General features: G+C 40.2%; 38 protein-coding genes. All 38 read left to right on the forward strand.

Going from position 1 to position 23,073, the window contains the following annotated elements; genetic code table 11:
* Positions 1–82 precede the first annotated feature (82 nt).
* The 38 genes from QNH29_RS00760 (at position 83) to truA (ending at position 23,023) form a co-directional block, all read left to right on the forward strand.
* The gene (locus QNH29_RS00760; RefSeq protein ID WP_283863024.1) at positions 83–331 is read left to right on the forward strand and encodes a 50S ribosomal protein L7ae-like protein; all 249 of its coding nucleotides are present in this window, start codon (positions 83–85) and stop codon (positions 329–331) included.
* A 104-nt stretch (positions 332–435) separates the two neighbouring features.
* Complete coding sequence (gene rpsL, locus QNH29_RS00765) at positions 436–858, forward strand: 30S ribosomal protein S12 (protein WP_283865506.1); 423 nt, start codon at positions 436–438, stop codon at positions 856–858.
* Between the two features lie 41 nt (positions 859–899).
* Positions 900–1,370 carry a 30S ribosomal protein S7 gene (gene rpsG / locus QNH29_RS00770; RefSeq protein ID WP_034676063.1) on the forward strand — a complete coding sequence of 157 codons (471 nt, stop codon included), beginning with the start codon at positions 900–902 and terminating at the stop codon, positions 1,368–1,370.
* A 47-nt stretch (positions 1,371–1,417) separates the two neighbouring features.
* Positions 1,418–3,499 carry an elongation factor G gene (gene fusA / locus QNH29_RS00775; RefSeq protein ID WP_283863025.1) on the forward strand — a complete coding sequence of 694 codons (2,082 nt, stop codon included), beginning with the start codon at positions 1,418–1,420 and terminating at the stop codon, positions 3,497–3,499.
* Between the two features lie 126 nt (positions 3,500–3,625).
* Positions 3,626–4,813, forward strand: coding sequence for an elongation factor Tu (gene tuf / locus QNH29_RS00780; RefSeq protein WP_283863026.1), 1,188 nt, complete (start codon positions 3,626–3,628; stop codon positions 4,811–4,813).
* A 449-nt stretch (positions 4,814–5,262) separates the two neighbouring features.
* Positions 5,263–5,571, forward strand: a complete 309-nt coding sequence (gene rpsJ, locus QNH29_RS00785; RefSeq protein WP_007085291.1) for a 30S ribosomal protein S10 — start codon at positions 5,263–5,265, stop codon at positions 5,569–5,571.
* A gap of 39 nt (positions 5,572–5,610) precedes the next feature.
* Complete coding sequence (gene rplC, locus QNH29_RS00790; protein ID WP_283863027.1) at positions 5,611–6,237, forward strand: 50S ribosomal protein L3; 627 nt, start codon at positions 5,611–5,613, stop codon at positions 6,235–6,237.
* Between the two features lie 29 nt (positions 6,238–6,266).
* Positions 6,267–6,890, forward strand: a complete 624-nt coding sequence (rplD, locus tag QNH29_RS00795; protein ID WP_179161260.1) for a 50S ribosomal protein L4 — start codon at positions 6,267–6,269, stop codon at positions 6,888–6,890.
* On the forward strand, positions 6,890–7,174 hold the full coding sequence (gene rplW, locus QNH29_RS00800) for a 50S ribosomal protein L23 (protein ID WP_034676080.1): 285 nt from the start codon (positions 6,890–6,892) through the stop codon (positions 7,172–7,174). Before rplD ends, rplW begins: the two co-directional genes overlap by 1 nt.
* Before the next feature lie 32 nt (positions 7,175–7,206).
* Positions 7,207–8,037, forward strand: a complete 831-nt coding sequence (rplB, locus tag QNH29_RS00805) for a 50S ribosomal protein L2 (RefSeq protein ID WP_034676082.1) — start codon at positions 7,207–7,209, stop codon at positions 8,035–8,037.
* Between the two features lie 60 nt (positions 8,038–8,097).
* Positions 8,098–8,376 (forward strand): 30S ribosomal protein S19, encoded by a 279-nt coding sequence (gene rpsS / locus QNH29_RS00810; RefSeq protein ID WP_095250620.1) that lies wholly within the window; start codon positions 8,098–8,100, stop codon positions 8,374–8,376.
* A gap of 17 nt (positions 8,377–8,393) precedes the next feature.
* Positions 8,394–8,735: a 50S ribosomal protein L22 gene (rplV, locus tag QNH29_RS00815; protein WP_090767626.1), complete on the forward strand. Its 342-nt coding sequence runs from the start codon at positions 8,394–8,396 to the stop codon at positions 8,733–8,735.
* A 3-nt stretch (positions 8,736–8,738) separates the two neighbouring features.
* Positions 8,739–9,395: a 30S ribosomal protein S3 gene (rpsC, locus tag QNH29_RS00820; protein WP_283863028.1), complete on the forward strand. Its 657-nt coding sequence runs from the start codon at positions 8,739–8,741 to the stop codon at positions 9,393–9,395.
* A gap of 1 nt (position 9,396) precedes the next feature.
* Positions 9,397–9,831 (forward strand): 50S ribosomal protein L16, encoded by a 435-nt coding sequence (rplP, locus tag QNH29_RS00825; RefSeq protein WP_034676090.1) that lies wholly within the window; start codon positions 9,397–9,399, stop codon positions 9,829–9,831.
* Positions 9,821–10,021 (forward strand): 50S ribosomal protein L29, encoded by a 201-nt coding sequence (rpmC, locus tag QNH29_RS00830; RefSeq protein WP_034676094.1) that lies wholly within the window; start codon positions 9,821–9,823, stop codon positions 10,019–10,021. Before rplP ends, rpmC begins: the two co-directional genes overlap by 11 nt.
* A 22-nt stretch (positions 10,022–10,043) precedes the next feature.
* Entirely contained in the window at positions 10,044–10,307 is a 264-nt protein-coding gene (gene rpsQ, locus QNH29_RS00835; RefSeq protein ID WP_034676097.1) for a 30S ribosomal protein S17, read from the forward strand.
* 41 nt (positions 10,308–10,348) lie between these two features.
* A complete protein-coding gene (rplN, locus tag QNH29_RS00840; RefSeq protein ID WP_034676100.1) occupies positions 10,349–10,717 on the forward strand; it encodes a 50S ribosomal protein L14 in 369 nt (122 codons plus the stop codon).
* 32 nt (positions 10,718–10,749) lie between these two features.
* Positions 10,750–11,058: a 50S ribosomal protein L24 gene (gene rplX / locus QNH29_RS00845; RefSeq protein ID WP_045516531.1), complete on the forward strand. Its 309-nt coding sequence runs from the start codon at positions 10,750–10,752 to the stop codon at positions 11,056–11,058.
* A gap of 30 nt (positions 11,059–11,088) precedes the next feature.
* Positions 11,089–11,628 carry a 50S ribosomal protein L5 gene (rplE, locus tag QNH29_RS00850; RefSeq protein WP_034676105.1) on the forward strand — a complete coding sequence of 180 codons (540 nt, stop codon included), beginning with the start codon at positions 11,089–11,091 and terminating at the stop codon, positions 11,626–11,628.
* Between the two features lie 24 nt (positions 11,629–11,652).
* Positions 11,653–11,838, forward strand: coding sequence for a type Z 30S ribosomal protein S14 (locus tag QNH29_RS00855; RefSeq protein WP_034676107.1), 186 nt, complete (start codon positions 11,653–11,655; stop codon positions 11,836–11,838).
* 29 nt (positions 11,839–11,867) lie between these two features.
* Positions 11,868–12,266 carry a 30S ribosomal protein S8 gene (gene rpsH / locus QNH29_RS00860; protein ID WP_283863029.1) on the forward strand — a complete coding sequence of 133 codons (399 nt, stop codon included), beginning with the start codon at positions 11,868–11,870 and terminating at the stop codon, positions 12,264–12,266.
* A 31-nt stretch (positions 12,267–12,297) separates the two neighbouring features.
* Positions 12,298–12,834 (forward strand): 50S ribosomal protein L6, encoded by a 537-nt coding sequence (rplF, locus tag QNH29_RS00865; RefSeq protein ID WP_283863030.1) that lies wholly within the window; start codon positions 12,298–12,300, stop codon positions 12,832–12,834.
* Positions 12,835–12,866: 32 nt separating this feature from the next.
* Positions 12,867–13,229 carry a 50S ribosomal protein L18 gene (gene rplR, locus QNH29_RS00870; protein ID WP_283863031.1) on the forward strand — a complete coding sequence of 121 codons (363 nt, stop codon included), beginning with the start codon at positions 12,867–12,869 and terminating at the stop codon, positions 13,227–13,229.
* A 26-nt stretch (positions 13,230–13,255) separates the two neighbouring features.
* Positions 13,256–13,756 (forward strand): 30S ribosomal protein S5, encoded by a 501-nt coding sequence (gene rpsE / locus QNH29_RS00875; protein WP_283865507.1) that lies wholly within the window; start codon positions 13,256–13,258, stop codon positions 13,754–13,756.
* A gap of 13 nt (positions 13,757–13,769) precedes the next feature.
* Entirely contained in the window at positions 13,770–13,952 is a 183-nt protein-coding gene (gene rpmD, locus QNH29_RS00880) for a 50S ribosomal protein L30 (protein ID WP_283863032.1), read from the forward strand.
* 32 nt (positions 13,953–13,984) lie between these two features.
* Positions 13,985–14,425 (forward strand): 50S ribosomal protein L15, encoded by a 441-nt coding sequence (gene rplO / locus QNH29_RS00885; protein ID WP_283863033.1) that lies wholly within the window; start codon positions 13,985–13,987, stop codon positions 14,423–14,425.
* Positions 14,425–15,723: a preprotein translocase subunit SecY gene (gene secY / locus QNH29_RS00890; RefSeq protein WP_283863034.1), complete on the forward strand. Its 1,299-nt coding sequence runs from the start codon at positions 14,425–14,427 to the stop codon at positions 15,721–15,723. The genes rplO and secY overlap by 1 nt, the downstream gene beginning before the upstream one ends.
* Positions 15,724–15,779: 56 nt before the next feature.
* Entirely contained in the window at positions 15,780–16,430 is a 651-nt protein-coding gene (locus tag QNH29_RS00895; RefSeq protein ID WP_283863035.1) for an adenylate kinase, read from the forward strand.
* 280 nt (positions 16,431–16,710) lie between these two features.
* Positions 16,711–16,929: a translation initiation factor IF-1 gene (infA, locus tag QNH29_RS00900; RefSeq protein ID WP_034676129.1), complete on the forward strand. Its 219-nt coding sequence runs from the start codon at positions 16,711–16,713 to the stop codon at positions 16,927–16,929.
* Positions 16,930–16,965: 36 nt separating this feature from the next.
* A complete protein-coding gene (gene rpmJ / locus QNH29_RS00905; protein WP_000868344.1) occupies positions 16,966–17,079 on the forward strand; it encodes a 50S ribosomal protein L36 in 114 nt (37 codons plus the stop codon).
* A gap of 23 nt (positions 17,080–17,102) precedes the next feature.
* Complete coding sequence (gene rpsM, locus QNH29_RS00910; RefSeq protein ID WP_026565543.1) at positions 17,103–17,468, forward strand: 30S ribosomal protein S13; 366 nt, start codon at positions 17,103–17,105, stop codon at positions 17,466–17,468.
* A 21-nt stretch (positions 17,469–17,489) separates the two neighbouring features.
* Positions 17,490–17,879, forward strand: coding sequence for a 30S ribosomal protein S11 (gene rpsK, locus QNH29_RS00915; RefSeq protein WP_026574109.1), 390 nt, complete (start codon positions 17,490–17,492; stop codon positions 17,877–17,879).
* A 175-nt stretch (positions 17,880–18,054) separates the two neighbouring features.
* Positions 18,055–18,999 (forward strand): DNA-directed RNA polymerase subunit alpha, encoded by a 945-nt coding sequence (locus tag QNH29_RS00920; RefSeq protein ID WP_034676137.1) that lies wholly within the window; start codon positions 18,055–18,057, stop codon positions 18,997–18,999.
* Positions 19,000–19,062: 63 nt separating this feature from the next.
* Positions 19,063–19,425: a 50S ribosomal protein L17 gene (rplQ, locus tag QNH29_RS00925; protein ID WP_283863036.1), complete on the forward strand. Its 363-nt coding sequence runs from the start codon at positions 19,063–19,065 to the stop codon at positions 19,423–19,425.
* A gap of 373 nt (positions 19,426–19,798) precedes the next feature.
* A complete protein-coding gene (locus QNH29_RS00930; RefSeq protein ID WP_283863037.1) occupies positions 19,799–20,638 on the forward strand; it encodes an energy-coupling factor ABC transporter ATP-binding protein in 840 nt (279 codons plus the stop codon).
* The gene (locus tag QNH29_RS00935; protein WP_283863038.1) at positions 20,614–21,480 is read left to right on the forward strand and encodes an energy-coupling factor ABC transporter ATP-binding protein; all 867 of its coding nucleotides are present in this window, start codon (positions 20,614–20,616) and stop codon (positions 21,478–21,480) included. Before QNH29_RS00930 ends, QNH29_RS00935 begins: the two co-directional genes overlap by 25 nt.
* Entirely contained in the window at positions 21,477–22,283 is an 807-nt protein-coding gene (locus tag QNH29_RS00940; protein ID WP_283863039.1) for an energy-coupling factor transporter transmembrane component T family protein, read from the forward strand. The genes QNH29_RS00935 and QNH29_RS00940 overlap by 4 nt, the downstream gene beginning before the upstream one ends.
* Before the next feature lie 2 nt (positions 22,284–22,285).
* Positions 22,286–23,023: a tRNA pseudouridine(38-40) synthase TruA gene (truA, locus tag QNH29_RS00945; RefSeq protein ID WP_283863040.1), complete on the forward strand. Its 738-nt coding sequence runs from the start codon at positions 22,286–22,288 to the stop codon at positions 23,021–23,023.
* Positions 23,024–23,073 lie beyond the last annotated feature (50 nt).

The following is a 23,073-nucleotide window of genomic DNA, read 5'->3' on the forward strand; positions in this document are numbered from 1 at the left end:
AAGTTTTGTTGACAACTATTTTATAAAATGATACTATATCAAAGGTGCTCCTATTCACCTGATACTTTGGAGGATATGATAAATGTCTTATGAAAAAGTATTACAGGCAACGAAGATTGTTATAGGAAATAAACAAACAGTTAAAGTACTAAAGGATGGAACCGCAAGTGAGTTGATCATTGCAAATGACGCTGAAACAAAAGTTACAGCTGCTGTAGTGAAACTAGCTCAAGAATTGAACATCCCAATTATCTATGTTAACTCGATGAAAAAACTCGGGAAAGCATGTGGAATAGAAGTTGGTGCTTCAACTGTCGTAATTATCCGTTAAAAACTGTTTTTGTAGATAGAAGATCTGCAAGGACTTTGTTTTTTGCACAAAAATGAACCACCTGGATGTGTGGGTCTACAAATAATGAAGGGAGGAAAATTTTCATGCCTACTATTAACCAATTAGTGCGCAAGCCTCGTCAATCTAAAGAGGATAAGTCAAAATCACCTGCGCTTAACAAAGGTTACAACAGCTTCAAAAAATCACAAACAAATGTAACATCACCACAAAAACGCGGAGTATGTACTCGTGTTGGTACAATGACTCCAAAGAAACCGAACTCAGCGTTACGTAAATATGCTCGTGTACGTTTGACAAACGGTATTGAGGTGACTGCTTACATTCCTGGTATTGGTCACAACCTTCAAGAGCACAGTGTTGTTCTTATTCGTGGAGGACGTGTAAAGGACTTACCGGGGGTACGTTATCACATCGTACGTGGTGCTCTTGATACGGCTGGCGTTAACAACCGTATGCAAGGTCGTTCTAAATATGGTACTAAGAGACCAAAAGCAGCTAAGAAATAATACAGTTTAAATAGAAAGCTTGTTTGAAAGGAGGAAATTAAATGCCACGTAAAGGTCCTGTAGCAAAAAGAGACGTGTTACCAGATCCACTTTACAATTCTAAATTAGTTACTCGTCTAATCAACAAAATGATGGTTGACGGTAAAAGAGGTAAATCACAAGAAATTCTTTACTCTGCATTTGAAACAATCCGTGAACGCTCTGGTAAAGAGCCAATGGAAATTTTCGAAGCAGCAATGAAGAATATCATGCCAGTACTTGAGGTAAGAGCTCGCCGAGTAGGTGGAGCAAACTACCAAGTACCAGTTGAGGTACGCCCTGACCGTCGTACAACTCTTGGTCTTCGTTGGTTAGTAAACTATGCGCGTCTTCGCGGTGAAAAGACAATGGAAGAGCGTTTAGCGAACGAAATCATGGATGCAGCTAACAACACTGGTGCATCTGTTAAGAAGCGTGAAGATACACACAAAATGGCAGAAGCAAACAAAGCGTTTGCTCACTATCGTTGGTAGGATTACCTTTAATATAAAAACTTCTATACTAGGAAGGAGAAAGACCCATGGCAAGAGAGTTCTCCTTAGTAAACACTCGTAATATCGGCATCATGGCACACATCGATGCCGGTAAAACGACGACCACTGAGCGTGTCCTTTATTACACTGGTAAGATTCATAAAATCGGTGAAACACATGAAGGTGCTTCTCAGATGGACTGGATGGAGCAAGAACAAGAACGCGGAATCACAATCACTTCCGCAGCAACAACTGCACAATGGAAAGGCCATCGCGTAAACATCATTGATACACCAGGACACGTAGACTTCACAGTTGAAGTTGAACGTTCCCTTCGTGTACTTGATGGCGCGGTAGCTGTACTTGACGCGCAGTCTGGTGTTGAACCTCAAACTGAAACAGTTTGGCGTCAAGCAACAACTTACGGCGTACCACGTGTAGTATTTGTAAACAAAATGGACAAAATCGGTGCAGACTTCTTGTATTCTGTAAAGACTTTACATGATCGTTTGCAAGCGAATGCCCACCCAATTCAGTTGCCTATCGGTGCTGAAGACCAATTCTCAGCAATCATTGACCTAGTGGAAATGAACGCTGTATTCTACAGTAATGACCTAGGTACTGATATTGAAATCGGCGAAATTCCTGAAGAATATCGTGATTTAGCTGAAGAGTGGCGTGAAAAGCTAGTAGAAGCTGTAGCAGAATTAGATGAAGAGTTAATGGAAAAATACCTTGGTGGTGAAGAAATCACTAAAGAAGAGCTAAAAGCTGGTATTCGTAAAGGTACTGTTAATGTAGAATTCTATCCTGTTATCTGTGGTTCTGCTTTCAAGAACAAAGGTGTTCAGTTAATGTTAGACGCAGTTATTGATTATCTTCCATCTCCAGTAGATGTTCCAGCTATCAAAGGACATGCAGTGGATGATGAAGAGGAATTAATTGAACGTCATTCTAGCGACGAAGAGCCGTTCTCAGCTCTAGCGTTTAAGGTTATGACTGACCCTTATGTTGGTAAATTAACGTTCTTCCGCGTTTACTCTGGTACTTTAGAGTCTGGATCATACGTTCAGAACTCTACAAAAGGCAAGCGTGAACGTATCGGACGTATCCTGCAAATGCATGCAAACAGCCGTCAAGAAATCTCTAAGGTTTTCGCTGGTGACATTGCTGCAGCTGTAGGTTTGAAAGATACAACTACTGGTGATACTTTATGTGATGACAAAAACCCTGTTATCCTTGAGTCTATGCAATTCCCAGAGCCAGTAATCCAGCTTTCTGTTGAACCTAAGTCTAAAGCTGACCAAGATAAGATGACAACTGCACTACAAAAACTTCAAGAAGAAGATCCAACATTCCGCGCACACACTGACCAGGAAACTGGACAAGTTATCATCGCCGGTATGGGAGAACTTCACCTTGATATCATTGTAGACCGTATGCGTCGTGAATTTAAGGTTGAAGCTAACGTAGGTGCTCCACAGGTTGCTTACCGTGAGACATTCCGTGCTTCTGCACAAGTTGAAGGTAAGTTTGCTCGTCAATCTGGTGGTCGTGGACAATATGGACACGTCTGGATCGAATTCTCACCTAATGAAGAAGGTAAAGGATTCGAATTTGAAAATGGTATCGTCGGTGGTGTTGTTCCACGTGAATACATCCCAGCGGTACAAGCTGGACTAGAAGATGCGTTAGATCGCGGTGTTCTAGCTGGTTATCCACTAGTTGATATTAAAGCAAGATTATTTGATGGTTCATACCATGACGTTGACTCCTCTGAAATGGCGTTTAAGATTGCTGCATCAATGGCACTTAAAAACGCGGCTTCAAAGTGTAAACCTGTTATCCTAGAGCCTATGATGAGGGTTGAAGTTGTAATCCCTGAAGAGTACCTAGGTGATATTATGGGTCAAATCACTGCACGTCGCGGACGCGTTGAAGGTATGGAAGCACGTGGTAATGCACAAGTAGTTCGTGCGATGGTTCCACTTTCAGAAATGTTTGGTTATGCAACTGCACTTCGTTCAAGTACACAAGGTCGTGGAGTATTCTCTATGCACTTTGACCACTATGAAGAAGTTCCAAAATCAGTTTCTGAAGAAATTATCAAAAAAAATAAAGGTGAATAATTGATTTTCACCTTTTAATAAAGTATAACTACTTATGTAACAATGGAAACTGTGGAATTGGGACAACCTATTTACAGTTTCCATCCAATATACTTAACTTTTTTAAATTAAAGGAGGATTTTCCTAATGGGTAAAGCTAAATTCGACCGCTCTAAGCCACACGTTAACATTGGTACAATTGGTCACGTTGACCACGGTAAAACAACTTTAACAGCTGCAATCACTTCTGTTCTTGCTAAATCAGGTAAAGCAGAAGCTCGTGCATATGATCAAATCGATGGTGCTCCAGAAGAAAAAGAGCGTGGAATCACAATCTCTACTGCGCACGTTGAGTATGAAACTGACAACCGTCACTATGCACACGTAGACTGCCCAGGACACGCTGACTATGTTAAAAACATGATCACTGGTGCTGCTCAAATGGACGGCGGTATCCTAGTTGTTTCTGCAACTGATGGTCCAATGCCACAAACTCGTGAGCACATCCTTCTTTCTCGTCAGGTAGGCGTACCTTACCTTGTTGTATTCATGAACAAGTGTGATATGGTTGACGACGAAGAACTTCTTGAATTAGTAGAAATGGAAATCCGTGATTTATTATCTGAATACGATTTCCCTGGCGATGACACTCCAGTTATCAAAGGTTCTGCTCTTAAAGCTCTAGAAGGTGACGCTGCTTGGGAAGAAAAAATCCACGAACTTATGAACGCTGTTGATGAGTGGATTCCACAACCAACTCGTGACACTGATAAGCCTTTCATGATGCCAGTTGAGGATGTATTCTCAATCACTGGTCGTGGAACAGTTGCTACAGGACGTGTTGAGCGTGGTGTAGTTAAAGTTGGTGACGTAGTTGAAATCGTTGGTTTCACTGAAGAGCCAAAATCTACTACTGTAACAGGTGTAGAAATGTTCCGTAAGCTTCTTGATTTTGCAGAAGCTGGAGATAACATCGGTGCCCTTCTTCGTGGTGTAGCACGTGAGGAAATCGAGCGTGGACAAGTTTTGGCTAAGCCAAAATCAATCACTCCACACACAAAGTTTAAAGCTCAAGTTTACGTTTTATCAAAAGAAGAAGGTGGACGTCACACTCCATTCTTCACTAACTACCGTCCACAATTCTATTTCCGTACTTCTGATATTACTGGTATTTGTAATCTTCCAGAAGGCGTAGAAATGGTTATGCCTGGTGACCACATCGAAATGACTGTTGAGCTTATCGCTCCAGTTGCGATCGAAGAAGGAACTAAGTTCTCAATTCGTGAAGGTGGCCGTACAGTAGGTTCTGGTTCAATCACAACTATCACTGAATAATTTTAATTTCAGTTATATAAAGAAGCAGCTGGATGACGATCCAGCTGTTTTTTTGTGCAATAAAACAAGTTTCTTCTATATAAATAGAACTCATGAAATTTTCAGTAATTTATGCGTTATCAAAGGTTATTTTTGGAGAATGATATTTTCTATTGAAATTGTATAAACAGGTCGCTATAATAGTAAAAGTGTGCTAAACGTAACAAAAAGCTATATTCTTTAATTTTGATGTTTAAATATTAAGGTTTTCCGAAAAGAGCCATCAAAAAGAATTTAATAAAAAATGTTGCGTTTGCCTAATCTTTTATGTATAATAGACAATGTTGGTCTTTGACTGCGATGATGTGAAAGGTTGCTGACACACCCGGCCGCTTTGCCATGGCGAGTGTGTGGGAAATTTTCACTGAGAATGTCTATTTTTAAAATAGGCGAATAAAGGAGGGAAAATAATGGCAAAACAAAAGATTCGTATCCGTTTAAAAGCTTATGATCACAGAATTCTTGATCAGTCTGCAGAAAAAATCGTTGAAACAGCAAAGCGTTCAGGTGCAGCCGTTTCTGGTCCGATTCCACTACCGACTGAAAAATCAGTGTACACGATCCTTCGTGCGGTGCATAAATACAAAGACTCTCGTGAGCAGTTCGAAATGAGAACACATAAGCGTCTAATCGACATCGTTAACCCAACTCCACAAACAGTTGATGCGTTAATGCGTTTAGACTTACCATCTGGTGTTGATATCGAAATTAAACTTTAATAAAAATAAATAACCAAATTTGTAGGAGGTGTGACTTAAATGACCAAAGGAATCTTAGGAAGAAAGATTGGTATGACTCAAGTATTTGCAGAGAACGGTAACTTAATTCCTGTAACTGTAGTTGAAGCTGCTCAAAACGTAGTTCTTCAAAAGAAATCAGTTGAAAGCGACGGTTACGAAGCTATTCAAGTAGGTTTTGAAGATAAACGCGAAAAGCTTTCCAACAAACCAGAAAAAGGACATGTTGCTAAAGCAAACACTACTCCTAAGCGCTTCGTTCGCGAATTCCGCGGATTAGACGTAACAGGATATGAAGTTGGTCAGGAAGTCAAAGTTGATATTTTCGCTGCTGGCGATGTTGTAGATGTAACAGGAATCTCAAAGGGTAAAGGTTTCCAAGGCGTTATCAAGCGTCACGGACAATCACGCGGCCCAATGGCTCACGGTTCACGTTATCACCGTCGTCCTGGTTCAATGGGACCTGTTGCTCCAAACCGCGTATTCAAAGGTAAATTACTACCAGGACGTATGGGCGGAGAACAAATTACTGTTCAAAATCTTGAAATCGTTAAGGTTGATGTTGAGCGTAACTTACTATTAATCAAAGGTAACGTTCCAGGACCTAAGAAGGCTTTATTAAAGATTAAAAGTGCGGTAAAAGCGTAATATCTTCATAAGAAAGGAGGAGCAAAAGAATGCCTAAAGTTTCATTATTTAACCAAAACGGATCTCAAGTTGGTGAAATCGAACTTAATGAATCAGTATTTGGTATCGAACCTAACCAACACGTATTATTCGAAGCGATTGTTATGCAAAGAGCTTCATTACGTCAAGGAACTCATAAAGTAAAAGTTCGTTCTGAAGTACGCGGCGGTGGACGTAAACCATGGCGTCAAAAAGGAACTGGTCGTGCTCGTCAAGGGTCTATCCGTTCTCCACAATGGCGCGGAGGTGGTACTGTATTCGGTCCAACACCACGCAGCTACAGCTACAAATTACCTAAAAAGGTACGTCGCTTAGCAATTAAATCTGCATTATCTTCTAAAGTGTTGGAAGAGAATGTGTTAGTATTAGAAAGCCTTGCTTTCGATGCTCCAAAAACAAAAGATTTCAAAACTGTATTAGGTGGTCTTTCTGTTGAGAAGAAGGCACTTATCGTTACTGCTGACCTTGATGAAAATGTAGCATTATCTGCTCGTAATATTCCTGGTGTAACAGTTGTAACTGCTGACGGAATCAATGTTCTTGATGTAGTAAATCATGATAAATTAATCATGACGAAAGCTGCAGTTGAAAAAGTAGAGGAGGTGCTTGCATAATGGATGCACGCGATATCATTAAGCGCCCCGTTATCACTGAACGTTCTACTGACCTAATGGCTGAAAAGAAATATACGTTTGAAGTTGATGTGAGAGCTAATAAAACTCAAGTTAAAGATGCGATTGTTGAAATCTTTGGCGTTGAAGTTGAAAAAGTTAACATCATGAACTATAAAGGTAAATTCAAGCGCATGGGTAAATTCGGTGGTTACACAAACAAACGTCGTAAAGCTATTGTAAAATTAACTGCTGATAGCAAAGAAATCGAATTCTTTGAAGCATAAAAACAAACTAACAAGAAGAGGAGGGAATAAAAATGGCGATTAAAAAGTACAAACCTACCTCTAATGGTCGTCGCGGTATGACAGTTTCTGATTTCGCAGAAATCACAACTAGCACACCAGAGAAATCTCTATTAGCACCTTTAAAGAGAAAAGGCGGCCGTAATAACCAAGGTAAGTTAACTGTTCGTCATCAAGGTGGCGGCCATAAGCGTTCATACCGTATCATTGATTTCAAACGTAACAAAGATGGCATTCCTGGACGCGTTGCCACTATCGAGTACGATCCAAACCGTTCTGCAAATATTGCATTAATCAACTATGTAGATGGTGAAAAGCGTTATATCCTAGCTCCAAAAAACCTAGTAGTGGGTATGGAAGTTATGTCTGGCCCTGAGGCAGATATTAAAGTAGGTAATGCATTACCATTAGCAAACATCCCTGTTGGTACAGTAGTACACAACATCGAATTAAAACCAGGTAAGGGTGGCCAATTGGTTCGTTCAGCTGGTACATCTGCACAGGTTTTAGGTAAAGAAGGTAAATACGTACTTGTACGTTTAAATTCTGGTGAGGTTCGTATGATTCTTGCTGAGTGCCGTGCAACAATCGGTCAAGTAGGAAATGAGCAGCACGAACTTATCAACATTGGTAAAGCAGGACGCTCACGCTGGTTAGGTAAACGCCCAACAGTTCGTGGATCTGTTATGAACCCTAACGATCACCCACACGGTGGTGGTGAAGGACGTTCACCAATCGGACGTAAATCACCTATGTCTCCATGGGGTAAACCAACTCTTGGATTCAAAACTCGTAAGAAAAAGAATAAATCCGACAAGTTTATCGTACGTCGTCGTAAAAAATAACGGGGTTGAACTACGGTTCAAAGATAGAGCCGTAGAACAATCACGAAGGGAGGTTCATCCATGGGTCGCAGCCTAAAAAAAGGACCATTTGTTGATGATCATTTAATGGTTAAGATCGAAAAGTTAAATGAAACTGAAAGTAAGCAAGTTGTTAAAACTTGGTCACGTCGTTCTACGATCTTCCCACAATTTATCGGCCACACAATCGCTGTTTATGATGGTCGCAAACATGTGCCTGTATATGTTACTGAAGACATGGTAGGACACAAGCTTGGAGAATTCGCTCCAACTCGTGCTTACAAAGGCCATGGTAATGATGATAAGAAAACCAGACGTTAAGAGAGGAGGGCATCCAAATGCAAGCTAAAGCTGTTGCAAGAACAGTTCGTATTGCTCCTCGTAAAGCACGTTTAGTCGTAGATCTAATTCGAGGAAAGCAAGTTGGTGAAGCGGTGGCGATTTTAAATCACACTCCTAAGTTTGCTTCTCCAATCGTGGAAAAAGTATTGAAATCTGCTATGGCAAATGCCGAGCACAATTATGAAATGGACGTTAATAGCTTGGTAGTAACTCAAGCTTTTGTAGATGAAGGACCGACGTTGAAACGTTTTCGTCCTCGCGCAATGGGCCGTGCAAGCCAAATTAACAAACGCACTAGCCACATCACAATCGTACTATCAGAAAAGAAGGAGGGATAACCTGTGGGTCAAAAAGTAAATCCAGTCGGTTTGCGTATCGGAATCATCAAAGATTGGGAATCTAAATGGTACGCTGGTAAAGACTTCGCTGATCTTTTACACGAAGACCTTAAAATTCGTGAGTACATCACGAAGCGTTTGAAAGATGCTTCTGTTTCTAAAGTTGAAATCGAACGTGCGGCTAACCGTGTGAATGTAACAGTTCATACTGCTAAGCCTGGTATGGTTATCGGTAAAGGCGGTACTGAAGTTGAAGCACTTCGTAAAGCTTTAAATCAATTAACTGGCAAACGTGTTCACATCAACATTCTTGAAATCAAGAGAGCTGATCTTGACGCGAAATTAGTTGCTGAAAATATTGCTCGTCAATTAGAAAATCGTGTATCTTTCCGTCGTGCACAAAAGCAAGCAATTCAACGTGCTATGCGTGCAGGAGCTAAAGGTATTAAAACAATGGTATCAGGTCGTCTAGGCGGCGCAGATATTGCTCGTTCAGAACAATATAGCGAAGGAACAGTTCCACTTCATACACTTCGTGCTGATATCGACTATGCTCATGCTGAAGCTGATACTACTTATGGTAAGCTTGGCGTAAAAGTATGGATCTATAAGGGAGAAGTCCTTCCTACTAAGAAGAAATCTGCGGAAGGAGGCAAATAATATGTTATTGCCAAAACGCGTTAAATATCGCCGTCAACACCGTGGAAAAATGCGTGGTAACGCTAAAGGTGGCACTGAAGTGACATTCGGTGAATTCGGCTTACAAGCAACTGAAGCTTCTTGGATCACTAACCGCCAAATCGAAGCTGCCCGTATTGCAATGACTCGTTACATGAAACGTGGCGGTAAAGTTTGGATTAAAATCTTCCCACATAAGCCTTACACTGCAAAACCTCTAGAGGTGCGGATGGGTTCCGGTAAAGGGGCACCTGAAGGCTGGGTAGCTGTTGTTAAACCTGGAAAAGTTATGTTTGAAATCGCGGGTGTTTCTGAGGAAGTAGCACGTGAAGCACTACGTCTTGCTATGCACAAACTTCCAGTTAAGTGTAAGTTTGTAAAACGTGAAGAAATTGGTGGTGAATCAAATGAGAGCTAATGAAATTAAAGACCTTACCACTGCCGAAATTGAACAAAAAGTTAAATCTTTAAAAGAAGAGCTTTTCAACCTTCGCTTCCAATTAGCGACTGGACAACTTGAAAATACAGCTCGCATTCGTGAAGTACGCAAAGCGATTGCTCGCATGAAAACTGTGATTCGTGAGAGAGAAATCAGCGTTAACAAGTAATAATTGAGAGGAGGTTCACATAATGAGTGAACGTAATCAGCGCAAAGTTTACACTGGACGCGTGGTTTCTGACAAAATGGATAAAACCATTACTGTTTTAGTCGAAACTTACAAAAAGCATCCTCTTTACGGTAAACGCGTTAAATACTCTAAAAAGTTTAAAGCTCATGATGAGCAAAACGAAGCAAAAATCGGCGATATCGTACGTATCATGGAAACTCGTCCGCTTTCAGCTACTAAACGCTTCCGTTTAGTTGAAGTTACAGAAAAAGCAGTTATTATTTAATTGTTCGGATTAATGCTCTATTCCGAAGGGAGGTTACACACATGATTCAACAAGAATCACGTTTAAAAGTTGCTGATAACTCTGGTGCTCGTGAGGTACTTACCATTAAAGTTCTTGGTGGTTCAGGCCGTAAAACTGCGGGTATTGGTGATGTTATCGTTTGTACAGTGAAACAAGCAACACCTGGTGGCGTTGTTAAAAAAGGTGACGTAGTTAAAGCTGTTATCGTTCGTACGAAAAGCGGTGCTCGTCGACCTGATGGATCATACATTCGTTTCGATGAAAACGCATGTGTAATTATCAAGGATGATAAGAGCCCACGTGGAACTCGTATCTTCGGACCAGTTGCTCGTGAACTTCGCGATAACAACTTTATGAAAATCGTATCCTTGGCTCCAGAAGTACTATAATATAAATATTGCCTTTAAGGAGGTGCTTACGAATGCATGTTAAAAAAGGTGACAAAGTAAGAGTTATCTCCGGTAAGGATAAAGGCAAAACAGGAGTAATCCTAGCAGCCTATCCTAAAGATAGCCGTGTACTAGTAGAAGGTGTTAATATCGTGAAAAAACACGCTAAACCTTCTCAAGTGAATCCACAAGGCGGAATTATGAGCTTTGAGGCACCAATTCATGTATCAAACGTTATGCCTATCGACCCTAAGTCTGGTAACCCAACTCGTGTAGGTTACACAACGGTTGATGGCAAGAAAGTACGCGTAGCAAAATCCGGTGAAGTATTAGATAAATAAATAGTTTAAATAAGAAGGGAGGTACTATGAATGAACCGCCTAAAAGAAAAATTTGTTAAAGAAGTTACTCCTGCTCTTATGAGCAAGTTCAACTACAAATCAGTTATGCAAGTTCCTCAACTTGATAAGATTGTTATTAACATGGGTGTTGGTGACGCAGTAGCAAATGCTAAAGCTTTAGATAATGCTGTTGAAGAACTAGCTACTATTACAGGACAAAAACCTGTAGTAACTCGTGCTAAGAAATCAATCGCGGGCTTCCGTCTGCGTGAAGGTATGCCGATCGGTGCAAAAGTTACACTTCGCGGTGAGCGTATGTATCAATTCTTGGATAAATTAGTTTCTGTTTCTTTACCTCGTGTTCGTGACTTCCGTGGTGTATCTAAGAAATCATTTGATGGTCGCGGTAACTATACATTAGGTGTTAAAGAACAATTAATCTTCCCTGAAATTGATTACGATAAAGTAAGCAAGGTTCGTGGTATGGATATTGTTATCGTAACGACTGCTAACACTGATGAAGAAGCACGTGAACTGTTAACTCAATTTGGAATGCCATTCCAAAAGTAATCGTTAAATAATGGAGGCGAAAACGTGGCTAAAAAGTCAATGATTGCGAAACAAAAGCGCACGCCTAAATATGCAGTACAAGAGTATACACGCTGCGAACGTTGTGGCCGTCCACACTCTGTATACCGTAAATTTAAGCTTTGTCGTATTTGTTTCCGCGAATTAGCGTACAAAGGACAAATTCCTGGTGTTAAAAAAGCTAGCTGGTAAAACCCAAGTCTGGGAAGGAGGTAAAAATAATGGTCATGACAGATCCGATTGCTGATATGCTTACTCGCATTCGTAATGCGAATATGGTGCGTCACGAAAAGTTAGAAGTGCCTGCTTCTAATATTAAAAAAGAAATCGCTGAAATCTTAAAGCGCGAAGGTTTCGTTCGTGATGTCGAATTTATCGAAGATAATAAACAAGGTATCATCCGTATCTTCTTAAAGTACGGTTCAAATAACGAACGTGTTATCACTGGTCTTAAGCGCATAAGCAAGCCTGGACTTAGAGTTTATGCAAAATCTACTGAGGTACCACGTGTACTTAACGGTCTTGGTATCGCACTAGTATCAACATCAAATGGTGTTATAACTGATAAAGAAGCTCGTGCTAAACAAATCGGCGGAGAAGTATTAGCTTACGTTTGGTAAGATAGTTTCTGAATGAATGGAGGTGCACTGAATGTCTCGCGTAGGAAAAAAACCTATTGAAATCCCTACAGGTGTTACGGTTACTTTAAACAATAGTACCGTTACTGTTAAAGGTCCAAAAGGCGAACTTACTCGCTCTTTTAATCCAGATATCGAAATTAAAGTTGAAGAAAACCTTATTACGATCGCTCGTCCATCTGACGTGAAAGAACACCGCGCATTGCACGGAACTACTCGTGCGGTAATCGCGAACATGGTCGAAGGTGTTTCCAAAGGCTTCGAGAGAAAATTAGAATTAATCGGGGTTGGATACCGTGCTCAAAAGCAAGGTAACAAGCTTGTATTAAACGTTGGATACTCACATCCAGTTGAAATTGAACCAGAAACTGGCCTTGAAATCGAAGTACCTGCTAATACAAAGATTACTATTAAAGGTACTGACAAAGAACGTGTTGGTGCATTAGCAGCCAATATTCGTCAAGTTCGTCCTCCAGAGCCTTACAAAGGTAAAGGAATTCGTTACGAAGGCGAATTTGTTCGTCGTAAAGAAGGTAAAACTGGTAAGTAATGCCGCATAGGTAAACGAAAGGAGTGACGTAAATGATTACGAAGCTTGACAAAAATGCTAGTCGCAAGAAGAGACATGCTCGTGTTCGTGCGAAACTTAGCGGTACTGCAGCTCGACCACGTTTGAATGTGTTTCGTTCTAACAAGCATGTATATGCGCAGGTTATCGATGACATGAGTGGAGTAACTTTAGCAAGTGCTTCTACAATCGAAAAAGATCTTAACCTTGAATCTACAAGCAATGTTGAAGCAGCTAAGTTGGTCGGAGAATTAGTCGCTAAACGTGCGGTAGAAAAAGGTATTACTGCTGTTGTATTTGACCGCGGAGGATATCTTTATCATGGACGTATTCAAGCATTAGCAGATGCTGCTCGTGAAAACGGCCTACAATTTTAATAGACAAAGGAGGGACACATATAATGATACGTCGTATTGATCCAAACAAACTTGAACTAGAAGAACGCGTTGTAACGGTAAACCGTGTAGCGAAAGTTGTTAAGGGTGGCCGTCGTTTTCGCTTCTCTGCTCTTGTAGTAGTTGGTGATAAAAACGGTCATGTAGGTTTCGGTACTGGTAAAGCTCAAGAAGTACCTGATGCGATTCGTAAAGCAATCGAAGATGCGAAGAAGAACTTAGTTGAAGTACCAATGGTTGGAACAACTGTTCCTCACCAAGTAATTGGACGTTTTGGTGCTGGTGAAATTCTTCTAAAGCCTGCTTCTGAAGGTACAGGAGTTATTGCTGGTGGTCCAGTCCGTGCTGTTCTAGAATTAGGCGGGGTAGGAGATATCCTTTCTAAATCTTTAGGAACTAACACTCCAATTAACATGGTACGTGCAACGATCGATGGCTTAAAACAATTAAAACGTGCTGAAGACGTAGCAAAGTTACGTGGTAAATCAGTAGAAGAACTGCTAGGATAAGGAGGGAAATCAAATGGCAAACAAACTATTAATTACCCTCACCCGAAGCGTAATTGGTCGCCCTGAAGACCAACGCGCGACAGTTACTGCCCTAGGTTTACGTAAATTAAATCAAACAGTTGAGCACCAAGATAATGCTGCAATCCGCGGTATGATTACGAAAGTTGCTCACCTTGTAACAGTTAAAGAACAATAATTAATTGTTTTCTTTCATAAGGAGGTGCCAATATGAAACTTCATGAACTAAAGCCTGCTGAGGGTTCTCGTAAAGAACGTAAACGTTTAGGACGTGGTATCGGTTCCGGTCAAGGTAAGACTGCTGGTAAAGGTCATAAAGGTCAAAATGCTCGTTCCGGCGGCGGTGTCCGTCTTGGATTCGAGGGTGGTCAAACACCTTTATTCCGTCGTTTACCAAAACGTGGTTTTACTAATATCAGCCGTAAAGAATATGCGATTGTAAACCTTGATGTTCTTAATCAGTTTGAAGAGGGTACAGAAGTTACTCCAGAACTTCTAATTGAAACTGGTCTAGTAAAGAATGAAAAAGCAGGAATTAAGATTCTTGCTAAAGGGAACGTAGAGAAAAAACTTACTGTTAAAGCTCATAAATTCTCCTCTACCGCCAAAGAAGCAATTGAAGCTGTAGGTGGAACTACTGAGGTGATCTAATGTTCCAGACAATCTCCAATTTTATGCGCGTGGCTGAAATTAGAAGAAAAATTATTTTTACTCTTTTAATGTTAATCGTATTTCGACTAGGCAGTTTTATTCCTGTTCCGAATGTAAATGCTGATATTTTGGCAGCACAAGATAAACTAAGTGTTTTTGGGATTTTAAATACCTTTGGTGGTGGAGCGTTGCAAAACTTCTCCATCCTTGCTATGGGTATTATGCCTTATATCACTGCTTCCATTATTATTCAGCTTTTGCAGATGGATGTAGTTCCGAAATTTACGGAATGGTCAAAGCAAGGGGATGCTGGACGTCGGAAGTTAGCTCAGTTTACACGATATTTCACAATTGTCCTAGGTTTTATTCAAGCTATAGGTATGTCTTATGGCTTTAATAATATGTCTAATGGACAGTTGATAGAGAATCCTGGAATTGGTACTTATTTATTAATAGCAGTTGTTCTAACGGCTGGTACTGCATTTCTGATGTGGTTAGGAGAGCAGATCACTGAAAAGGGTGTTGGGAATGGTATTTCCATTATCATCTTTGCTGGTATCGTTGCAAGTATTCCTAATACAGTAAATCAGATTTATGTACAGCAGTTTGAAAATGCTGGTGAGCAATTATTCCTCCGTATTGTTACGGTTGTTTTAATTCTTTTAGCAGTCATTGCAATTGTGGTAGGTACTATTTTCATTCAACAAGCAACAAGAAAAATTCCTATCCAGTATGCAAAACAAAGAGCGGTTAACGGACGTAATGCAGGGGCGCAGCAATCCACTCATATGCCGTTAAAAGTTAATGCAGCTGGTGTTATCCCTGTAATCTTTGCAGTTTCCTTCATTGTAACTCCTAGAACCGTTGCTTCATTTTTTCCAACTAATGATGTAACACTTTGGATTACAAGAGTTTTTGATTATTCCCATCCGATTGGAATGACATTATATGCTGTTTTGATTATCGCTTTCACGTATTTTTATGCTTTTATTCAGGTTAATCCTGAACAAGCTGCAGAAAATTTACAGAAACAAAGCGGTTATATCCCTGGTATTAGACCGGGCAGGAATACACAGGAATACTTAACACGGGTACTTTATCGTTTAACATTTGTGGGTGCTATTTTCTTAACAGTAATTGCGATTCTTCCGATCATTTTTATCAATGTGGCGAATTTACCGCAATCAGCTCAAATTGGGGGAACAAGCTTGCTAATCGTTGTGGGTGTTGCACTTGATACGATGAAGCAGCTAGAGGCGCAGCTAGTTAAACGTCATTATAAAGGTTTTATTAAATAAATGGTTTCGGGGACTTTTGTTCCCTAAACCAATAAATAGCACGAGGGGGAACACGTGTGAATTTAGTATTAATGGGGCTTCCGGGTGCCGGCAAAGGTACTCAAGCCGAACAAATCGTCGAACAATACGGCATCCCTCATATCTCTACTGGAGATATGTTCCGTGCAGCGATGAAAGAAGGAACAGAACTAGGATTAGAAGCTAAGTCTTTCATGGACAAAGGCGAACTTGTTCCTGATGAAGTAACAATCGGCATTGTTCGTGAACGGTTAAGTAAAGATGACTGTAAAAATGGATTTTTACTTGATGGCTTTCCTAGAACGGTACCTCAAGCAGAAGCTTTGGAAAGTCTATTATCTGAATTAGATAAAAAGATTGACTATGTCATTAATATAAATGTTGATAAAAGTATTTTAATGGATCGTTTGACAGGTCGTCGTATTTGTAAAGAGTGCGGTTCAACATATCATTTAGTATTTAATCCTCCTGCGAAAGAGGGATCCTGCGACAAGTGTGGCGGGGAGCTCTATCAAAGAGCTGATGATAATGCTGAAACAGTTCAAAATCGACTAGACGTGAATATCAAACAACAAGAACCATTGCTTACTTTCTATGAGACTAAGGGTTACCTGCGTACAATTGATGGTCAGCAGGATATTAATAAAGTATTTGCTGATATCCAGCAATTAGTCGGGGACTTACGTTAATGGCCATTAGTTTTATCGTGGATCGACTCTCGAACATCTCTTCAATAAGCTTCAAAAGTATGTGGCTGTAAATTGCTTTTCTATTGTACAGAGTATGTAGGACTGAGAGTTGGGTAAGACTTACATGTGGAATTTGAAATTCCATTTAATATAGAATATACTTGCGGACAGATGTGTAACAGTATGTTAATATTAAAAGGTTGCTATTGTTTTGTACCTATGAAAAGTATTTACGATACATTTTCGAATTAATAATTGAAATGAGAAGGGAGACGAATTAATGGCCAAAGATGATGTAATTGAAATTGAAGGTAAAGTACTTGAAACTTTGCCGAATGCAATGTTTAAGGTAGAATTAGAAAATGGTCATACCGTGCTAGCTCATGTTTCTGGTAAAATCCGAATGCACTTCATTCGCATCCTTCCGGGTGACAAAGTTACTGTCGAGCTTTCTCCATATGACTTAACACGCGGAAGAATTACTTACCGCTTTAAATAATTGCTTGCACTCCGTATTACTAAGGAGGTTAGGATAATGAAAGTAAGACCATCTGTTAAACCGATCTGCGAAAAGTGCAAAGTTATCCGTAGACGCGGTAAAGTCATGGTTATCTGTGAAAACCCTAAACATAAACAAAAACAAGGTTAATCTTGAAGGAGGTGCGCTAACTAATGGCACGTATTGCTGGTGTAGATATTCCACGTGAAAAACGTGTAGTTATCTCTTTAACTTACATTTATGGTATTGGTAAAAATACTGCACAAAAAGTATTAGCTGAAGCTGGTGTTTCTGAAGATACTCGTGTGCGTGATCTAACAGAAGACGAATTAAACAAAATCCGTGATATCATCGACAAATTAAAAGTTGAAGGTGACCTTCGCCGTGAAATTTCTCTTAACATTAAGCGTTTAATGGAGATTGGCTGCTACCGCGGATTACGTCATCGTCGTGGTTTACCGGTTCGTGGACAAAACACGAAAAACAACGCTCGTACACGCAAAGGTCCTCGTAAGACTGTTGCGAACAAGAAGAAGTAATCGGCAAAGGAGGTTATTTAAATGGCACGTAAAACTAATACACGTAAACGTCGTGTTAAAAAGAATATTGAATCAGGTATTGCACATATCCGTTCAACATTTAACAATACAATCGTAACTATTACTGATGTACATGGTAATGCAATTTCTTGGTCTAGTGCAGGTGCGCTTGGATTTAAAGGTTCTCGTAAATCTACTCCATTCGCAGCACAGATGGCTGCTGAAACTGCAGCTAAGACATCTATCGAACACGGTATGAAGACTTTAGAAGTTACAGTTAAAGGACCTGGTGCAGGTCGTGAGGCTGCAATTCGTGCGCTACAAGCTGCAGGTCTTGAAGTAACAGCTATTAAAGACGTTACTCCTGTTCCTCATAACGGATGCCGTCCACCAAAACGCCGTCGTGTTTAATTTTTCTGTATAGAATTTATATCCTGTGTCTATAATGGGATATGATACTAATTTTGTAGTTCATACAGAAGATTTATTCCAGTTGTTGTGCACAAAACGGGAACGTATACATGGGGGAATTTCGATTAGTTAATTTACTAGTCGAGGTTTCGACGTTTTGAAGGAGGGTTATTTGATGATCGAAATAGAAAAACCAAAAATCGAAACGGTTGAGATCAACGATGATGCCAAGTACGGGAAGTTCGTCGTAGAGCCACTAGAGCGTGGATATGGTACCACTTTGGGTAACTCCTTACGTCGTATCCTTTTATCTTCACTCCCAGGTGCCGCTGTTACATCGATTCAGGTCGATGGGGTACTTCATGAGTTCTCAACAATTGAAGGCGTCGTAGAGGATGTAACATCCATCATATTAAACATTAAAAAATTAGCTTTAAAAATCTATTCTGATGAAGAGAAAACCCTTGAGATTGATGTTCAGGGTGAAGGTCCTGTTAAAGCGGCAAACATTACTCATGATAGTGATGTTGAAATTTTAAATCCAGATCTTCATATTGCTACATTGGCTTCAAGTGGACATCTTCGCATGAGATTAACGGCTAAGCGTGGTCGTGGTTATACACCAGCTGAGCAAAATAAGCGTGAAGACCAGCCAATTGGTGTCATTCCAATTGATTCTATTTTCACTCCAGTGTCTCGTGTGTCCTATCAGATAGAAAATACTCGTGTGGGTCAAATGACAAACTATGATAAGCTAACGCTTGATGTTTGGACAGATGGAAGCACAGGGCCAAAAGAAGCTATTGCTCTTGGATCAAAGATTTTAACTGAGCATTTAAACATTTTCGTTGGTTTAACTGATGAAGCTCAAAATGCTGAGATTATGATCGAAAAAGAAGAGGATCAAAAAGAAAAAGTCCTTGAAATGACGATCGAAGAACTTGATTTATCAGTTCGTTCATATAACTGCTTAAAGCGTGCAGGAATCAACACTGTTCAGGAACTAGCTAATAAAACTGAAGAAGATATGATGAAAGTACGTAACTTAGGCCGCAAATCACTCGAAGAAGTGAAGGCGAAACTAGAAGAGCTTGGATTAGGCTTACGTAAGGATGACTAATTAGGTCATCTCCGACTTTAAAACTAATCTGTTTAATGACTTCAACAAAGGAGGGAACCCTTCATGGCTTACAGAAAGTTAGGACGCACAAGTGCACAGCGTAAAGCTATGCTACGTGATTTAACTACAGACTTAATCATCAACGAGCGCATTGAAACAACAGAAACTCGCGCAAAGGAAATTCGCGGTACTGTTGAGAAAATGATTACATTAGGTAAACGTGGTGACTTACATGCTCGCCGTCAAGCTGCTTCTTACGTTCGTAATGAGGTTGCTGATGCTGAGACAGGTACAGACGCACTACAAAAACTTTTCACTGACATCGCTCCACGTTATTCAGAGCGCCAAGGTGGATACACTCGTATTATGAAACTTGGACCACGCCGCGGCGATGGTGCACCAATGGTAATTATCGAGTTAGTTTAATACCTTTAACAGACAACAAGGGCGCTGGACAGTTTAGTTACAAACTTGTTCTTGAGCCCTTTTTCTGTAAGATAAACTTTATATCACTTACGAACCAAGCCAAAAAGAGTGTTATGATGAGCGTGACCTTTCTATATAGAAGGGCACTATAAGTAGAATCTATTTCTCCTTGGAAAGATGAATGTAAGCCTTTTATTTATTCTTTTTCACGACTCGTCTAGCTCATGCACCTCCTCCCATTTCTTTTTAGAAAACCCGTTCAGTGGCAGAATTTACTCGTTCTTCTGTCCAGGGGGAGGTGCAGGCTTTTTTTGTATTCTTCGAACTAGCATAGATAAGTCATGAATAGGTGAGTTGAGAGGAGAAGGTTTATATGAGGGAATCAGTTGTTTCATTAAGAAATGTGTCATTTCAATATGAGAACCAAAATAGGTACGCTCTACACAATGTAAGCTTTGATATTTATGAAGGTGAATGGTTAGCGATTGTAGGTCATAATGGCTCGGGTAAATCGACCACGGCTAAGCTCTTAAATGGATTACAATTTCCGCAGCAAGGGGAAATTATCGTTTGTGGAATTAAATTAAATGAAGAATCCATTTGGGAGATAAGAAAAAAATTAGGAATGGTCTTTCAGAACCCTGATAATCAGTTTGTTGGTACAACTGTGCAGGATGATGTGGCTTTTGGTTTAGAAAACCATGGAATTCCAAGAGATGATATGATCATAAGGGTGGAAGATTCCTTAAAAAAAGTCAAAATGGATCAATTTCTTAATCAAGAGCCGCACCATCTATCTGGCGGGCAAAAACAGCGTGTAGCAATTGCCGGTGTTCTTGCGTTGAGACCCTCAATCATTATCTTAGATGAGGCGACATCAATGCTTGATCCAAAAGGCCGCAGCGAAGTTTTAGAAACCGTACGGGCTTTAAAGGAAGAGAAGTCCCTTACTGTCATTTCTATTACACATGATTTAGAAGAAGCGGCTAAAGCTGATCGTATTATTGTGATGAATCAAGGCGAAGTTTATCGTGAGGGCAGCCCTGAAGAAATTTTTTCTATGGATGATGAATTGGTTCATCTCGGGCTCGATATTCCTTTCTCTATCAAAATGAGTAATGCATTTCGTGCAAAAGGGATTGACCTATCGAGGCACTATTTATCGGAAGAAGAGTTGGTGAATGAGCTATGGACATTTCGCTTCAAAGTCTAGAGTACCGTTATCAAGCAAACACCCCTTTTGAACGTTTGGCCATTAAAGATGTGTCTATCGACATCCCTTCAGGAACATATATGGCGTTGATAGGCCACACAGGGTCAGGTAAGTCTACTGTTTTACAACATTTAAATGCTCTGCTGCTGCCGACAGAAGGAACTGTAGTGATTGGGAACCATGAGGTAAAAGCGAAGCAGAAGAATAAAAATTTAAGACAGATTAGACAAAAGGTAGGGATTGTCTTTCAGTTTCCGGAGCATCAATTATTTGAGGAAACGGTTGAAAAGGATATTATTTTCGGTCCTATGAATTTTGGTGTTTCAGAGACAGAGGCAAAAAAGAGAGCAAGGCTTGCCTTAAAACATGTAGGACTAACGGAAGAGATATTAGAAAAATCTCCATTTGATTTGTCTGGCGGACAAATGCGGCGCGTAGCGATTGCTGGTGTTTTGGCAATGGAACCAGATTGTCTCGTTCTAGATGAGCCGACTGCTGGTTTAGACCCTCGCGGCCGTAAAGAGATTATGGATATGTTTTATTCGCTTCATAAAGAGAGAAACCTATCAACTATACTTGTAACACATAGTATGGAGGATGCAGCTAAGTATGCTGACCAAATTGTTATAATGCAGCAAGGACGCGTTGTAAAGCAAGGAACACCTATTGAAATCTTTTCATCGGTTTCTGAACTGGTGGATATGGGGCTAGATGTACCGGAAGTGGTACGTTTTCAACGAAGTTTAGAAGAAAAGCTTGGAATAAAGTTAGGAGTAACCTATCTTTCTATTGAGGAGCTATCATCAGCTGTTGCAGAATTGTTAAGAGGTGCACACGTATGATGGAAAAAATGATTATTGGGAGATATGTTCCCGCGGAAAGTCTTGTTCATCGAATGGACCCTCGGTCAAAGCTTATTATCATTTTCTTATTCGTATGTGTTATTTTTCTTGCAAACAACTTTCTTACCTATGCACTAATTGGAATTTATACTTTTTTAATGCTTGGTTTATCTCGAATTCCTTTTCGATTTTTATATGCAGGTTTAAAACCAGTTCTCTGGTTGGTCTTGTTTACTTTACTTTTACAGGTCTTCTTTACAAAAGAAGGAAGTTTATTGTATGAGCTTGGTCCAATTAAAATCTATGAAGAAGGAGTCAGACAGGGGATTTTTATTTCAATGAGATTCTTTTTCCTAATTTTAATGACCAGTTTGCTTACACTAACTACAACACCGATCGAAATAACTGATGGGCTCGAAACGTTATTAAACCCTTTGAAAAAGGTTCGCTTTCCCGTACATGAAATGGCTCTGATGATGTCTATTTCACTACGGTTTATTCCAACCCTTATGCAAGAAACTGACAAGATTATGAAGGCACAAATTGCACGTGGAGTTGAGTTTTCCAGCGGTCCAGTAAAAGAGAGGGTTAAAGCGGTTATTCCATTACTGATTCCCCTTTTTGTCAGCTCTTTTAAGCGTGCTGAGGAGCTCGCCATTGCCATGGAAGCTAGAGGGTACCGCGGCGGTGAAGGAAGGACAAAATACCGTCTGCTGAGCTGGAAACTAGCTGACACGCTCCAGCTATTAATTCTTGGTATTTTAACGATATTATTAATCCTATTACGGTCATATGGAGCTTAATCATGAATCGCTTTAAATGCATTATTTCCTACGATGGTTCTGGATTCTCTGGATATCAGGTACAACCGAATAAACGAACCGTTCAAAGTCAAATAGAAACGGTCTTGGCTAAAATCCATAAGGGCAGCCATGTGAAAATTTCGGCTTCCGGAAGAACGGATGCAGGAGTCCATGCAAAAGGTCAGGTAATTCATTTTGATTCCCCATTGTCCATTCCTGAGGATAATTGGGAAGCAGCCATTAACTCTATGCTGCCAGAGGATGTATCAGTTCTTTCTGTGGAAAAAGTAGACTCGTCCTTTCATGCCCGGTTCGATGCCAGCGGAAAAGAATACCGCTATTTTCTTTACCAATCCTCGAAAAGGGATCCCTTTCAACGGCATTATGCTTATCATTACCCGTATCCTTTAAATCTAGCTGCCATGAGAGAAGCATGCGCCTATTTACTGGGTACACATGACTTTTCTAGTTTTTGTTCTGCAAAAACGGAAGTAGAAGATAAGGTGAGAACGATTGAGACCATCGAAATTCACCAAGAAGAAGAGCGTCTCTGTTTTCGTTTCGTAGGCAATGGCTTTTTATATAATATGGTTCGAATTTTAGTAGGAACGCTATTAGAGGTTGGTGCTGGGAAGCGGCGTCCAGAGGAATTAGTGGAGACACTAGAAAAAAGAGATCGCCGCTATGCTGGAAAAACCGCGCCAGGACAGGGATTATACCTTTGGAAAGTATATTATTAAATTTATTTTTAATAACAACACAACCTGGTGTAACATTTCCTTGACTTTTA

It is taken from the genome of Neobacillus sp. DY30, assembly GCF_030123065.1.
In the GTDB taxonomy this organism is placed as follows: domain Bacteria; phylum Bacillota; class Bacilli; order Bacillales; family Cytobacillaceae; genus Neobacillus.